General features: G+C 59.5%; 14 protein-coding genes and 1 pseudogene. 4 read left to right on the top strand and 11 right to left on the bottom strand.

The genetic code is table 11. The features are described from left to right. The first annotated feature begins 47 nt into the window (after positions 1 to 47). The 3 genes and pseudogenes from J2J98_RS09750 to J2J98_RS09745 all read left to right on the top strand — a co-directional run bounded on the left by J2J98_RS09750 (position 48) and on the right by J2J98_RS09745 (position 1,163). Positions 48 to 326, top strand: a complete 279-nt coding sequence (locus J2J98_RS09750) for a hypothetical protein (RefSeq protein ID WP_207602971.1) — start codon at positions 48 to 50, stop codon at positions 324 to 326. Between the two features lie 245 nt (positions 327 to 571). Next, a pseudogene (locus J2J98_RS30290) lies at positions 572 to 792 on the top strand (hypothetical protein). After that, complete coding sequence (locus J2J98_RS09745) at positions 789 to 1,163, top strand: thermonuclease family protein (RefSeq protein WP_207602970.1); 375 nt, start codon at positions 789 to 791, stop codon at positions 1,161 to 1,163. Before J2J98_RS30290 ends, J2J98_RS09745 begins: the two are co-directional and overlap by 4 nt. A gap of 1,355 nt (positions 1,164 to 2,518) precedes the next feature. On the opposite strand, the gene J2J98_RS09740 is transcribed toward J2J98_RS09745, so the two are convergent. Further along, positions 2,519 to 3,277 carry a Crp/Fnr family transcriptional regulator gene (locus J2J98_RS09740; protein ID WP_246569411.1) on the bottom strand — a complete coding sequence of 253 codons (759 nt, stop codon included), beginning with the start codon at positions 3,275 to 3,277 and terminating at the stop codon, positions 2,519 to 2,521. A gap of 223 nt (positions 3,278 to 3,500) precedes the next feature. On the opposite strand from J2J98_RS09740, the gene J2J98_RS30845 reads away from it, so the two are divergent. Then, positions 3,501 to 3,755: a DUF6894 family protein gene (locus J2J98_RS30845; RefSeq protein ID WP_375337099.1), complete on the top strand. Its 255-nt coding sequence runs from the start codon at positions 3,501 to 3,503 to the stop codon at positions 3,753 to 3,755. 11 nt (positions 3,756 to 3,766) lie between these two features. Here the strand turns inward: J2J98_RS30845 and J2J98_RS09735 are convergent, their stop codons facing one another. The 10 genes from J2J98_RS09735 to J2J98_RS09690 all read right to left on the bottom strand — a co-directional run bounded on the left by J2J98_RS09735 (position 3,767) and on the right by J2J98_RS09690 (position 14,419). Further along, positions 3,767 to 4,195 carry a DUF1515 domain-containing protein gene (locus tag J2J98_RS09735; RefSeq protein ID WP_207602968.1) on the bottom strand — a complete coding sequence of 143 codons (429 nt, stop codon included), beginning with the start codon at positions 4,193 to 4,195 and terminating at the stop codon, positions 3,767 to 3,769. Between the two features lie 13 nt (positions 4,196 to 4,208). Next, the gene (locus tag J2J98_RS09730; protein ID WP_207602967.1) at positions 4,209 to 5,834 is read right to left on the bottom strand and encodes a hypothetical protein; all 1,626 of its coding nucleotides are present in this window, start codon (positions 5,832 to 5,834) and stop codon (positions 4,209 to 4,211) included. Positions 5,835 to 5,968: 134 nt separating this feature from the next. Then, a complete protein-coding gene (locus J2J98_RS09725; RefSeq protein ID WP_207602966.1) occupies positions 5,969 to 6,250 on the bottom strand; it encodes a hypothetical protein in 282 nt (93 codons plus the stop codon). After that, positions 6,250 to 6,963, bottom strand: coding sequence for a lysozyme (locus tag J2J98_RS09720; RefSeq protein WP_207602965.1), 714 nt, complete (start codon positions 6,961 to 6,963; stop codon positions 6,250 to 6,252). Before J2J98_RS09720 ends, J2J98_RS09725 begins: the two co-directional genes overlap by 1 nt. Before the next feature lie 201 nt (positions 6,964 to 7,164). Next, positions 7,165 to 7,521, bottom strand: coding sequence for a hypothetical protein (locus J2J98_RS09715; protein ID WP_207602964.1), 357 nt, complete (start codon positions 7,519 to 7,521; stop codon positions 7,165 to 7,167). Beyond that, positions 7,521 to 8,777: a hypothetical protein gene (locus J2J98_RS09710; RefSeq protein WP_207602963.1), complete on the bottom strand. Its 1,257-nt coding sequence runs from the start codon at positions 8,775 to 8,777 to the stop codon at positions 7,521 to 7,523. The genes J2J98_RS09715 and J2J98_RS09710 overlap by 1 nt, the downstream gene beginning before the upstream one ends. A gap of 272 nt (positions 8,778 to 9,049) precedes the next feature. Next, entirely contained in the window at positions 9,050 to 10,987 is a 1,938-nt protein-coding gene (locus J2J98_RS09705; protein WP_207602962.1) for a hypothetical protein, read from the bottom strand. Further along, entirely contained in the window at positions 10,975 to 13,038 is a 2,064-nt protein-coding gene (locus tag J2J98_RS09700) for a phage tail tip lysozyme (RefSeq protein WP_207602961.1), read from the bottom strand. The genes J2J98_RS09705 and J2J98_RS09700 overlap by 13 nt, the downstream gene beginning before the upstream one ends. Further along, a complete protein-coding gene (locus J2J98_RS09695; protein ID WP_207602960.1) occupies positions 13,038 to 14,072 on the bottom strand; it encodes a tail fiber domain-containing protein in 1,035 nt (344 codons plus the stop codon). Before J2J98_RS09695 ends, J2J98_RS09700 begins: the two co-directional genes overlap by 1 nt. Next, a complete protein-coding gene (locus J2J98_RS09690; protein WP_246569410.1) occupies positions 14,072 to 14,419 on the bottom strand; it encodes an N-acetyltransferase in 348 nt (115 codons plus the stop codon). Before J2J98_RS09690 ends, J2J98_RS09695 begins: the two co-directional genes overlap by 1 nt. Positions 14,420 to 14,453: the final 34 nt, after the last annotated feature.

Raw genomic sequence — 14,453 nt, 5'->3', positions numbered from 1 at the left:
TCAACAACAATGCGGCAGAAAGGACCTCGAAAGGGGAATGATGACGTATGGCCGAAACAATCGGCGAGGCAATGGATGCAGGATGGGATGTCACCGCCAGATGCGCTTGGGGAAGACGTGAGGGGCTGAAGAGCGTGCGCGAATGCCTGTGGAGACACAGGCTCGATCTCGTCACCCTGGTGGCGACGAGGGGACGCGATTTTCCGCTTGCGATGCTTTCGCAGTGCATGCGCTGCCCGGTCTGCGGCAGCCGCCGCGTGGCAATTGCCTACCTGCCCAAGAGCGCGCCGAGGGCTGAAACCATGCCGCGGGGATCGAAATGGTAAGATTTTTGGAGGTGCCGAATTGGGACCCGGGCTACGTCAACACGACGCCGCAACACATCGCAATCATGGCTGAATGTACAGCCTGCGGCGATAGGCGCGAATTCTCTATGGATCGGCTGCCGGCGAGCCTTCATTATGCGCAGATAAAGGAGGTCGAGAGACGCCTAAAATGCTCGTTGTGCGGCGCTAAGGCCGGAAAGCTGCGGTTCGGCAGCTTTGTGCCGGATTAGTAGGGAGGGGACAATTTGAGTATCGAAGGGCATTCATCGGCACCTGGCGCTAACGTGATCATCGAGCACTATTGCGAAGAGCCCGGCTGCAAGGAATGGGAGGCTTCGGCAATAGCCCCTCGAAGGCTATTCCCGTTCGATGGTGGTGTTGGGAGCACTTTCCGCACAAGACGTATGAGCAGGAACAGGAACTGAAACGGAAGCTCGAGACGGCAAAAAAAGGAAAGCCGGATTGATCGCCGGACTGATTCTTTGCGCCTCATTGACGGCGGTCGACGGCGACACCGTGAAATGCGACGGGCAGAACATGCGACTGCTGGGGGAAGGTGTACCGTTCGTCTCAGGCATTGATACGCCGGAGATCGGAAGTCACGCGAAGTGCTTGAAGGAACGGAAGCTGGCGCTAATCGCCAAGGGAAGGCTGAAAGAGCTTTTGGCTGAAAAGGGATTGCGGGTGATATTTAGCGGCTCGGTGGACCGTACGCAGTCGCACAGGCCGCTCGTCAACATCTATCGAACGAACGGCGAAGAGATCGGGAGGAAGCTGCTCAGGGAAGGTTTCGCACGGTCGTGGAGCCCGAAGAGCAGGAACGATTGGTGCGATTAGGGCGACGTCGAAGAATCGACGGCGCGCGAGCACTCGATCAACAATAAGTCAGGAAGTTCGACATTCGCGACTTTCGGGATATAATCGCAAAGCATTGGCTCGGTGGGTAGCAGGTGAAATCCGCTTAAGGTGGGGCCATGATTGAGAATTCTGTAATCGTTTCCGAACGCGGCGGTCTGTGGGTCGTCTCTATCATCGAACGTGGTGAAAGGCACGAAAAGGAATTTCTTAAAGAGGAATTCGCACGAGCGTACGCGGCTGGCCAGGCAATGCGTATCCAGAAAGAAGTTCAGCCGAGAACTTGACCCGTTCGCGCGGATCGCTGGGCCCGATATTATTAAATCGAGTTGATCTCAGCGCGACATAACTCAACAACAAGATTAGCAATTTAAGGCTAATTGAATCTCCTCGGAACCATGTCATCCTACTCTCCTGGCGCCCCTCCTCGCGCATTGGGCGCCTTTGATCACAAAATGCCTCGCAGCCCCTTGTGGGGCATTTTGCTTTTTACTTGAAGGACGAACGTCGCGACGTTCCGAATACGGAACTTTCTCAGATTCACAATGTTTGGTGTGCGGATGTGCTGGGAGTTTCGGCACGTCCAACTTCCAGAACGCAAAAATTGCCCCGCGAGAATGCGGGGCTCTTTTTGTCCGGCATCTTACCGAACAGCACTACAAAACCACGGCAGTACCCGGTACCCGACTTAAGTCCGTCTTTTTCTCGGTAAGAGCCGAGCTAGATTTTATTCATCCTTGTGAACAGGACGCCAGGGAGGTTCTAGTAATGTTGCTGTATCTAGTCAGAACCTCCCTGGTGAAGCAAATAACGACTTCCTTAAGCTCAATGAAAAGACGAAGCTGAGTTCAGCTATGTCCAACGCCGTACCGGAACAAGCCAGTCCCTCTTTCGTTGAAGCAACAGGAAAGCACGGGTGTTCCTCCTGTGCGATCTGTGTTGCAAAACTTGCCCCGCTTCGGCGGGGCTTTTTTTGTCCGGCATCGTACTGGAACCGCGTTGGGACAACGGGGTTAACTCACCGGATCGCCGGAGAGAGGTAGTAACTTCGGATCGCACACGCCTTTCCACCTAAGCGATCCACCCCATCCTAGAGTTGGGTCGTGCGGAGGCAAGTTTTAGGTCCGCTCCCAAGCGACGCTCCGCGCGGCCCGACGCATCAAGGCCAGACCGCGCACTAGGTCGTAAGATCCGGCCAGGTGGAGCAACGCCCTCACGCCCCAGCCTTCTGAGGGAGTTATGATCCTGTCTTGAGTATTCCAAACTGAAAGCGCGCTGAATGCCGACGAAGTAGCCCTTTGCCAAAGGGTCTATTGATGTTCGGCCTCAGGAATGGATCAGGCATTCCACGTCCCCTTCAGTCTTGCCGGTCTTTGATCTTCTGGCAACTGGGAGCCAAGTAGCCTTTCGTACTCGGCTTCCGGAGCGCCGTAACAACCATCGGCAACGTCGAGAAGAATTTGGCGGTTCAAAATCCTGACGTTCCCTCGCATCGACTTAATGGCGCGCATACCCTCGAGGATATGCAAGTGGTCGGTGACACCAGATCGCCTGACGCCAAGCATTAACGCCAAAAACTCATGAGTAAGCGGCATATCGTCCACGAGAAGACGGTCATGGCACATGAGCAACCATCTCGCGAGGCGCTGGTGCATGTTGTATCGACCCGCCGCCAAAGCCGAGTAAGCCAGTTGCAGTTCCCGCGTGTGAACATAGCGGAGAAACATTAGACGAGTTGCTTCGTCGGCCAAAAGCGGCAGGAAGCGGCTGGTGGGCAGTTCTAAGCCTCTGCCTGCAACCTGCATGAAGGTTCGGTTTGGCGTTCGATCGACGCCGAGCACCACCGGATATCCGCTCATCCCTTCGTATCCAATCTGACCCACCTCGATGCCTGTGCCGTTTGGAGCCTCGGCCACCATTGAAGCTAGGCCGCTCTCGATAAAACAGACCTGCTCTATGGGTTGATTAGGGTCAACAAGCGGCCGGCGGGTCGGAAGATAAACGGGCTTCAGGTATGATGCGATATCGTCGAACGACTTTTCGGGAAGCTCTCGGAGTAACCTGTTAATGGTATCTGTCTGCGCAACGTTTGTCACAGCGTCGCCTCCGTCAATGGAGTTCATACGTCATGCACTGCTTAAATGGGCTTCCACCCTGTTAAACGCACGAGAGCGACAATTGATACCGAAAAAATCGAAACAATGAATCATCTATCGAAAACCACTGGGAACTTCGAAGTAATTCTGTGGTTTAACTGAAAGTAGCAGGGGTGAATGTGCTTGCCAGGCGCGGAGCGACTGAAGTTGAGGGTGCAAGCCGTTGCCGACGTACTATTTTCATATAAAACACTTTGATGGTGTCATACCAGACCCGGACGGTGAGTATTTTCCAGACCTGGACGCAGCAAGAAAAGAGGCCAGCGAAGCCCTCAGAGAGCTAGTTGGCAGGGCAATCTTATCCCATCGAGCGGAACTCCCGCAGGCAATAGAAATTTGGGACGCCCACGGCCATCTGGTTGCCGAGGTACATATCGATGCAGCAATCCCTCAGATTGCGCATCGAAACCCAGATTGATAATCCGATTATTAATTGATCTTCAACCAATGTCGCAGCCATGCAACCGCGCCATCGCTGGCCCAGGTGACAATTGCGCCGACCGTCAGGCCCGCGATGGCGATCAGCCCTGAGACGCCATAGCCAATTGTCTTAATGCGTTTCCAATCCTCCAGGGCCGGCTGCGTGGCCGCGTGATTTTGTTCCACGGTCGCCTTAAGGGTTTTGATCTCCTCTCGTATCTGGGCGTCTACCGCGCCGCTTATCGCAACCGTTGTTTCAAAGTGGGCGATCTGTTTTGCCTGCTCATCGAGCCGCCGATGGATTACCGATCGGCTTTCGTGGGCGTTGTCCTTCTCATCGCTGACCTCCTCCCGAAGGAGGGAGACATTCTCCTCTATCCCGGTAAGTCTGCCCTCAACACGCCCAAGGGCACGGATAATGTCGTCATTGGATGTCATCTATTTGTGGCGCCTATGGGTAGAATTTCGATTTTTCCGACTGCGGGATACGGCCTGCCGTGTAGAGAACCCCATGCAACGCCGAATGAATGCCGTCCGCTTGCGTCATGTAGAAGAGCGGAGCATTGTCCTGCACATTTGTGGCAAAGACTTCATCGCCGTTGACTGTCGCCGTCCATGTGCCGTTGCCGTTGTCAACGGCATCCCGGAGCGTGCGTGAGGTGTAGAGTCCCGGCTGATATTCGAACTGGATGCGGCAGCCGAGCGGAACCTGCAGCGGGAGGACGATGGTCGACCATGGGGTGACGCCATCCTGATTGCCTGGATGGCCTACGACGTTGCCAATCGGGTACAGCTCTGGCGTCGGCGGTTTACCCAGCGCCCGATCATCGGACCAGTAAGGCACGATGTCGATCACCTTGGCATATCGCGTCGAAGACTTGATCAAGTCATTGACGGATTTGAGAGTGCCGCCGACCGCATCCCAGAGCGTCGAGACGGAGATGTTTGCAAAGGCGTGGTAGTTCTGGTTGGTCGGGTTTGACGTGACGGTCGGCTGGATCGTGATGCCAACTACGTGCGTCCCGGCGCCGTATCTGGTCTTGATGCGATCGACTAGGCCGAATTTGAAATTCGCCCAGGTGCTGGCCGTGGCGTTGTTATCGTTGCGGCCGGATTGGTCGAGCACAAACGTCCACGGGTCCAAGCCGCCATTATAGGTGTTCTTCACAACATCGAGGAAGCTGTCCCAGCGCTTCATGGCGCTCGTGGCCAATTCATTCTGAGATTTTGCGCCAGGCAAACCCATGAAGATGTGTGGCGTGCTGCCCCAGGTGGGGTCTTGTTGGTCGAGCCATCGGCCAATGACGCCCATATTGCGCCTGGCATCCGCCGAGGCGGCGAGTTCCTGCCGTTCGACCAGGCTGTCGGAAAGCACCATCGCCACCGGCCGGCCGTCCCACCCCTTGGCGAAGATCTGCGCCGGACCAAAGGCGAGCGGTTGAGACGTCGAGACGTTGCCAAGGCAGTTATAACGAGCGTCGGGGTCCATGGCGGCAGTGCTCGCGCCGTTGGCTGCCGCAAGCGCCTGGACGGATGCAAGATCACCGGCTGCCCAATACTTTTCGCCCCGGTGGCGCTGGCAGCGATAACCGCCAATATAGGTATTTCCTACCGTGCCATGCCAGACAGTGCGGATACCGTAGATCGACCAGGCCGGCAGGTCTGCAGGCAGGGTGACCAGACCGAAGGCAACACCGGTCGCTGCCACGACAGCGACCGATGAAACACCCGAGAACAAGATGGGGTATTCCGTGCCGTTCGGATGGATGAAGAACGCCTCATCAATCAAAACGTCGGCATTGGGATTGATCGTTTCTTGAGGGGCATTGCCGCCGTCCGTCAGCCCAAATCCAAGGTACGGCACGAGGAAGCTGTTGGTCGGATAGGCGGGCGAACCAAAGAACAGCTTGGAGCACTGATAGTTGAGGCCGGTCGCATAAGTCTGGGTGAAGCCCTGCGACCAATGGATGCCCGTCGCCGCCGGCATGTAGCGGTTGGGGTCTGGGACCCATGGCGGCGGCGCGACTTCGCCTGCATCCGCGGCCCTCGTCAAAGCGAGCGCAAGAGCGTTCATCATAAGCTGATCACTTTCGGCAAGCCGCGTCTTTGCGGCACTGGTTGTTATTGGAGGATATGGCGGGACCGGCGGTGGGATCTTGAGACGCAGCAACAGCCGCCGCGGCGCTTGAGAAGCGGACGAACTGATATCCGCTACCGTTGATCGCAACTGTCTTCTGGCAACCCGCTGTCACGCATGAACACAAGACAACGGTCCCGAGCAGGGAGATTGCGGAAATTCGCATTGTTCTTCTCCAGGGAATTGATGCGGTCGAGAGCTTCTTTGGCCGCATTGACCTGCTGCGCCTGCCGCTCGTCGCGGGCACCGATCAGTTTTGAGGGGTAATAGGCCAACGCAGCGCCAAGAATGACCCCGAGGGCGGCGACGGCCGGAAGCTTCAGGCTGTCGGGGATGAGCTTGAGGAGAAAACCCATCAGCGTTCGCGCCGCTTGTCGATGTAGAGGTAGAGACCGAAAAGCGCAGCGCCGATGAGGATGGCAGCCAGGGCATAGGCAAGCGGTCCATCAGTCGGGACGAACTGCAAAGCGCCGCCAGACGCGACGGCGGTCATCGTCGTCGTTACTTCCTTGGAGATGAGCGGAGCGCGCTGCGGGAGCGCAGGCGTGCCGCTGGACTGGATATAGCCACCCTTTGCCCAGAGCCCGGCCTCTGCAGCCCTGCGGTTCACCAAGCCATTGCTGACCACCTTCTTGCCGTCGATCGTCGTCTTGTTCCACTTCGCCAGCTCGCCAGGCACGGCGGCATAGTTCCCGGCGTTCAGCTTTTTCAGCAGCGTCGAAGATTTGAACGCGCGGACACCGGCGTTGAACGTGAACATGACGAGCGCGCCGAACTGGTTATCTGTCAGATCGACCTTTACTGACGATGCAACAGCCTGCTCGCACGGGTCGAGATCATTTCGCAGCCACGCGAGCGCCTGGGCTTCGGTGACGTCAGGAGCACCGGGATAGACGTCGCGTCCGGTATGTCCATAGCCTTGAGTGGCCGTGCCGCGGATCTTCGCCCCGGGCCGCAGGCGTGTTTTCTTCAGACCGGGTTTGGGGTCGGCATCGTCATAGACGAACGGAATGAAAAACTCCCACTGCTTGAGCGCAGCTTCGGTCGTGGCGTTGACTTGTCGCGCCATCTGGTAGTCTCCGAGTTGTGGATATTGGAGGGGGGGCGTTGCCAAAACAGGAGGAAGTACTACTTCCCCGGTTTTCGATGGAGTTCGAGATTGCTGCAGGAAGACACACGCAAAGCGCTTATTCTTGCCGTAGGTATCGGCGGCGCCTTTTTAATTGCAATCCGCTACGGCATATATTCCGGGTATCTGTGAAACGAACGATCAGAGACCGGCAGCGGCCGTGAAAAACTCGTCGATCTGGTGAGGCGCGAAGCCCATGGCCGCAAATCCCGCTAGCATCATGGGGCTGTCTTTGACGAAGGTACCGCTATATTCGAAGGCGTCCTGCGTCTCGCCATCCTGCTGCGCTACCCATGCCTTCACCTGGTCCAGCAGGCCGGCGCGACGCAGCATAAGCCGGAATTGTCGGGCAGACACCGATGACACCTTCGGCGGGGCGTTCAGGCGTGCGACGAGTTCGGGATTGTCGTCAGAGAGGAATTCCTCTGCCGTGCCCTCCTGCAGCTGCTCGAACACGCCATCGATGGTGCCGTCGTCAGATCGTGAAACAAAGGGCATTACGCGTTTCTCCCGCATGGAAAATGGAAGCCGTCAGTCCAGATCCAGAGGCTACCGGAGGCGCCTGCGACGCGCCGGATTTGCCTGCTTGTATTGGTCCAGATTTCTTGCGAGCCGATCGCGAAGCCGCTTGCGACCTGCATGGTGCCGAGGTTGCCGCCGTCATCCCCAATGCCAGCCGCAAGTACGCCCTGCGCTGGGTCGGATAGCAGAGCTGCGTTGGTTGTCGCAGTCGAGGTGAATTCGAAGCGAAGTTTCGCCCTGGACTTGACGCCGTTCGGCACAGTGAGCGCAAGCAGGTTCGATGTTGCCGATATGCTGACGCCGACCGCATCCTTGACCGGCGTCACAAAGGTATATTCATCGCGCGGATACATGATGAACGGGCGAATGATCGAGCTGCCATCGGTCAGCACGACGCCAATGCACTTCACGATAGTGTAGCCGGTGAGCAGCGTTGTGTTCACGCCGGCGATTGTCGGAGACGTGGAGAATACGGCGTCGAACGATCTGTCTGAGTTTTTGCGCAGCCCATAGAGAAAATACGTGCCATTGGCGCCGACCGCTCCTGTGTCGAGACCGCCACTGCCCGTACCGGCCGCAAAGGTGCCGTTCAGTCGCTTCGTCACCGTGGAAGCGCTACCAACGAAGAGCGCGCCGGAGCGGACCGAGATCGGCGCAATGTCGATGTGAGTGTTCGGGTTCCCGGAATTATTCGACAGGATGCCACCGTCGATGAAGCTCCCGACGTCCGTTTCGTCCGCCTTCTCATTGAGCGTCGCAAGCACCCGATCTGTGAAAAACTCCGTACCGTCGCAAACGAGGAAAACGGACGTGCCATCAGGAACTATCAGCTCCGCGACCCCATCGATCGTCTCCGATCCGTTTGGGTTGAGGGTCACGTCTCCGCCGTCTGCGATTACGGTATAGTGCCAGCTGATCCCCATGGTGGCCGCCGCATCCAACGTCGCCACCGCATCCGTGGTGAATCGATGGATGGCGTTATTGTCGGCAGCGACAACGGCGTAGTCGGCGGACTTGACGGCATACGTCGTGCGCTTTTCCAGACCGAGACCGGACCTGGCGCCCTCGACCGTGTTGGCACCGGTGCCGCCGGCGGTGATCGGCCGCGGATTGTTCGCGTCGGTGACCAGATCGTCGACAACCGCGTTGAACGTCGCGCTCTTGATGACCGTGTTCGGCTGAGCTGTCGTGTTCGGCGGCTTCGAATACTGGCCTTGTCCATTCCTGGGCATCGTGTCTTCCTCAACAGGAAAAGGCCCCTTCCCAGGAGCCCTTTCATTCAGATCTGATTTCGCTTATTTTCGCCGTCTATCCAGAAGGTCGGCAAATGGGTCTGCGCATCGTTCAAATCACCTGCATCGTCGTTACAGCGGCGATCCTCTGCGCGATAGGCTATTTGTTCAGGTCACTGGACACAGTATTTTCAGCCGAATTTCCAATCGGCTTTCTTGCCGGGTTCGCGTTCGCTGCCCTGCTCTACCTGCTCATCTGCTGGATCGATCCGTCATCGCGCCCACGCGGAACCGCTGGAAAGCAACAGGGCTTTGACGACCGGGCTCGCTAACGCGGCTGCCCGGCTTGGTGCGCTCACTGCCATCAGAGCATTCACCACACCCTCGCTGTCTTTCCCTACGAGCGCCTTGGCAAGGCTTTCTCGCGCCGCCGCCTCCGTATCAGGAAGAAGAGCTTTTGCCACGCTCTCTGCCTTGTCTAGAGCGAAGGAGCGCGCAGCCCCTCGCATGCCTCCGGCCTTGAAGGACTCCTTCAGACCGAAGCCACCGCCGCCGGCGCCGCCAAGTTCATTCTGAGCGGCCAGACGCGCCGCGCTCTCGCTGTTGCGGGTAGCCGTGTTGGCCGTGTCGGCATAGATGCGCTCGTTCTCCAACACCTTGAACAGCCGGTCCGCCTTCTCCGGCCCGAACAGTGTCGCGAGACGGGCGCGGTTCCAATCACCCTCCCCTTTGATCAGCCGGTTCATCGCGACGATGTCGTTCGAGTTCGTGCCGACAATGCGGTCGATCTCGGCCCGGGCGCCCTGAGACAGTCGCAACGGCACCGCGGACGGGCCGATCTGCATTCCCTGCGGCTGAACGCCTCGCTCGACCTCAGCGACAAGCTCGGAAGGGCGCGGTGCGGTCCGGCCGCTGTCCAGGACCTGCTGTCCGCGCGTCAATGCTTCATCCTGGCGGGCGAGTTCGGCATAGCCGGCGTCAACTTCCTTGATCCGCGGGACTGCCCGCGTGAGGCCATCATCGAGCATCTGGCGCGCCTCAGTCAGCGCGGAGATAACTTTGGGATCGACTTCCGTCTTCAGGATACCGTCAATCGCCTGGCGCGTCTGAAACATGACGCCCGGATCGTTGGACAGCACGTTCGAGTCGGCGATGTTCAGCATGTTGCGGACCTGACGCAGACGCGCCTGGGCGGGACCGCGTAGCCGGTTGATGTCCACCTCGAGGGCGGATGCGATCGGCTCCAGATCATACGGCCGGGCCTCGCGGAACGCTTCGCGGTAAAGCGGCGTGAATGATCTCTGATTGCCCGCGATATCCGCTTGGATTTCAGAAGGGACGATATTCCGACCGGTCGTCTCGTCGATGGTTTGCGCAAGGCGAGCATTGGCGCCCGCTGCGCGATCCTCAAGGGCGGATCGAACGATTTCCTGGCCACGGCCGGGCGTTGCTGCTATGGCGCCGGCCTGCTTCTGAAGGTTCGGCCCGAGATCGGCAAGCATCGCCTCCGGCCCCATGTCGGCGAAACGAGCGGGAAGACCGGCAGCATCGAGGCCATCATCGCGGACCGCGCGCGAGAGGTATTTCAGGGCCTGCGGCTCCATCCCGGCTGACCGCGCAACTCGGAGATTTCGGCCGGCGTCGATGAGGGATTTGAAGCCCTTGCCGACAGCCGCCCCAACAGCCGGGCCAGCCGCGCCCATCACCAATCCAGAGCCGGCGCCCCAAGCAGTGTCCCCAAGATCCCCGCGCGATCGGACGGCCGCGTCTGTCCCGCCCATAGCCATGCCTGTCAAAGCTGAAGCTCCGGAACGTGCAAGCAGGCTTCCACCGCCAGCACCAAACGCGGCAGGGGCGGCCATGATGGCGGGAATCGTTCCCGCCACGCCGCCGGTGATCTGCGCGGCCATGTCGATCTTAGGGTTCGCTTCTTTTTCGGCCTTGTTCGCTTCGCGGATGCGATCCATGACCTGATCATATGTCTCTTCCGAGAATGCTGCGATTGTCGCCGCTGCAGCCCGCTCGGTACCACCGCGGATGATCGGCCCAATGATCGGGATACCTTCGATAAGGCCACCAGTGGCCGTGCGCGCCACGGAAAGCCCATCGTCAGCCGGAGGAGCGGCGTTCTTGGCCTCAGCAGCAGCGCGCAGGCGCTTTGCCTGAGCCATGGCGATGGCCTGCTGCTGATCGATCGTCAATTCTGCCATAGGCGCCTCTGCTCGGGAGTAAGGAATTTCCAGTCCTCAGGATCGACACCCTCAGGAGCCGGCGGAATGTCGGCTGCAGGAGTCTTGTCGGGGTTCGGGTTCCAGGGCTGATAGGTCCCGAAATCCGGGATGACATCGGCCGGATTGAACTTGTTGCGCTCGACGATCCCGGAATACTGCGAGGCGTCCTGCTTGAACGCCTGGTCGTATCCCTGAACTCGCCCGAAGGCTTCCTTCATGATCGCCTCTCTGGTTTCCGGCGTCAGCGCTGCGCCGCCGTTGAGGGAAGCGATGGCGCCCTGGAACCAGTCGGGAAGCGAAGCCGTGTTCTTGACCATGACCATCTCACCCTCGCGAACGACTGACGTGGGGTCCATGATCTTGCCGAGGCCGTAAACGAGGTTGAGGTCAGATGCCTTCGAGTTTCGGCCGGCCGTCTCCGCCATCGAGCGATAAATCGGCAGCGCCTGGGACAGATTTTTGTAGGATGGGAGCTGCTGGATTTCCTTGCGCAAGCTCGAGACGTCATCAAACTTGGGTTGGACGCTCCCCGGCGCCGGCGGCGGAGCATCGCGGAACTCTCCCGTCGTTTGATTGTAGAGACGGCCATCGGTCAGCTTCTGCCACTGCCCCTTCTGCAACTCGGCATCGAACTTCTCGCGCTCGAACTTCATCTTTTCGCGCTCGCGAGCATCCGTCGCCTGCTCTCCCGGCGATAGCTTCGGGTTCCGCAAATTGTCGAGTTCGGCTTCAGTTTTGGCGATGCCAAGCCGATAGGCGGGGTCGTTCTGCTTCACCCACGCTTCATAGGCCGTCTGCTGGCGCTGCTGGTCCTGTTCCATCATCGAGCGGACCATGGCAGCCTGCCCCGGCGTGACATAGGGATCGCTCAGGATCTCCAGATAACGTGGGTCTACTCGCCCCGGAGGCGGAGGCGGTGTCTGCTGTCCCGTCAGCGCCTGGGCAACTAGTGTATTCCGCTGCTCGGGAACCGCCGCAACTGTCGGTGCCGGCGCAACTTCGCGGCTCGGCAGCGGCGGCAAGGGTGTTCCGGCGGTGCCCGGCTGACCTGCAAGCGCAGCAGCAACCGGCGACGGCGGAGCAGGCGCGGCACTATTGCCGGAACCCAAAGCAGCCACCACGGCCGGCGACGGTTTGCGATAGTCCGTCGTCACCTGCGGATCAACATACCCGGAAGGTGCCGCCGCGGCATCGATCGCCTGCGGTGCGGTTTGTGCCATGCCGGCGGAGGGATCAAGGCTCGCAACCTGCGTTCCGCCGCCCTGCCCCTGAAAGGTCGGAAGGAATGATTTCGCATAGCCGAGCCGGCGCGCGGTCTCCCCTCCGGGCTGATCATAGCCGGCGAAGGCCCATGCCCGGTTCATGAGCTGCTGCGCCTCCTCAACGCTCTTGGCGCCGTTCAGCGCCGAAACTAGGTTCGGATCTTCCTGAAGGAAGAATGCTGCCTGTGTTTTCGGGCTGATCGCGCCCGGCTGCTCGCCGCGGGTCTGCGCGAAATCATAGAGCGCCTTCAACCGAGGCCCGCGCCACGACATGATGCCGCCGGCGGTTCCCGGCTGCCCGCTCTGGCTCGGGTCGCTCCAGGAACGGTTGGCGTTGGCAGCGCTATAGGCGCTTTCTGCCCGACCAGTAGCGGCGACGGCGGCCAGGCCGAAGGGATTGGTGACGCCGCCCTCCTTCACCGTGCCGATGAAGTCGTTGTAGATCTGGTTATCGCTGAGATCTACCGGAGCCGGTGACGTTGCGCCGAGTTCGGCCGCGGCACCAGGAGCCGGAAGGCTGCTATCCCCGCCGCCCCAATAGCTCTTGATCTTGGCATCGAGCGCGGCACTGCCGGCGTCCTGCTTCTTCTGCAGGGCGTTCAAGCCGAGCCGGCCAGACAAAGCCTGGCCGATCGCCGAAATACCTTCACCGATGCTCTGAGGAACGCGGCTGTTCGCATTGGCAAGCAGAGCCTCCGCCACGGCGCGCTTGCGTGCGAGGGATTCCGCCGTCTCGCCAGTGTTTCCGCCGAACAGATATCCAGCCATTATGCGGCCATCCTTTCGCCGATCTGGAAAAGCTTTCCGTAGTTGACCTGTTTCAGCCCGTCCGGACGGGTCGAGACGGCATCGGGCCGCGTCTTCTCCGCCTCCTGCGCCATCACGCCGACATGCTTCTGCCCGTCGTCGAACCGCCCGCGATATCGATACTCATAGACCTTGTGACCCATGAGCTTGCCGACCGGCTTGATGTCCTTCTTCGCGCGCCGGTCAGAAAGTGCCGGATTGCCGAGTAGTGCCGCGCCGGCGCCGAAGAGCCCGCCGAAGATGTTATTCCGCTGGGCGACCTGCTGCTGATAGGCGGCCATCTGGTTTTGATAGTTCGACTGCACCAGCCCGGAGTAATCGACTGTCGGCAAGCTCGGCTGATTGGTGCCGGCGGCGAACTGCGGAACGCCGACCTGTGTCCCGCCGAGGAGGCCGATGATTTCGTTGATCGGCTGGTTCCGCTGCGTCAGCGCCTCCTGAACCGCCTGCGAACGGCCATTGAGGATCAGGGAAGTCAGCGCGTCGTTGTCCGATTGCCTGGCTGTCTCGATCTCGCGACCATAGGCCTCCGAGCCGGCTTTGACGCCTTGGTTCGCCAGCCGCGTCCTCAGCGCCTCGTCGCGCTCCGCAAGCATCGGGTCCAGCCGCTTGCGGCCCAGCTCGATAAGCCTTGCTTCGGTCGCATCGTTCGAAAGATCGACCGGCTTTGAAAGGTAATCTTTCAGGAAGTTCGACTGGTTGTTCGCGATGTCGGCAAGGTTCAGGCTAGCGGCGTCGTTCTTGTCCTTGATGGCCTGCTGAGCCGCCGAAAGCGACGTCGTCTGCGTATAGCGCGGAATGTTGTAGGTAGCGCCGCTCGTCGGGTCGGTGATCGTCGTATACCCATTGGTCGAATAGGTGACGCTTCCGTCCGGCCCGTACTGGTTGACGTTCTGCAGTTGAGCGTTGGCGAGCGCCGTCGAAACATTGGTGCCTGTCTGGGCTGCGGCAGTCTCTTTCGGGTCTGGAGCCTTTGGCGCCTTCGGCTTGCCCATCAGTGCACCTCATTCTTTCGGTTGAACTTGTTCCCGGCCCATGCCTCATCGGTGAGCACGAAGACGTTTTCCGCCTGGTCCCGGCCGCGGAGACGCGGAATGCGGTACCGCTCGAAGCCATAGCGGAACAGGATGCTGTGAAGCGCCTCGTCATGATCGGAGACGCGCAAGACCACTGCCTGGCATCTCCAGTCACGAAACGGCACCTGAAACAGCACCCGAAGCGTTTCCTTCGTCAGCCAGCGCTTTGAGGTCGAGGCTGCAGATATTTCGACGACTCCGGCCTCCGGTTCAAAATTGTGATAAATCGCCCCGCCGATGAGAACATCGCCCTCAATGACCGCCATGCCTTGGCAGTTGCCGAAATCTCGCCCCTGCCCG

The sequence above is a fragment of the Rhizobium bangladeshense genome (assembly GCF_017357245.1).
Lineage (GTDB): Bacteria > Pseudomonadota > Alphaproteobacteria > Rhizobiales > Rhizobiaceae > Rhizobium > Rhizobium bangladeshense.
Note: the sequence above shows the minus strand (reverse complement) of the source record. Positions and strands in the feature narration are given on the sequence as shown.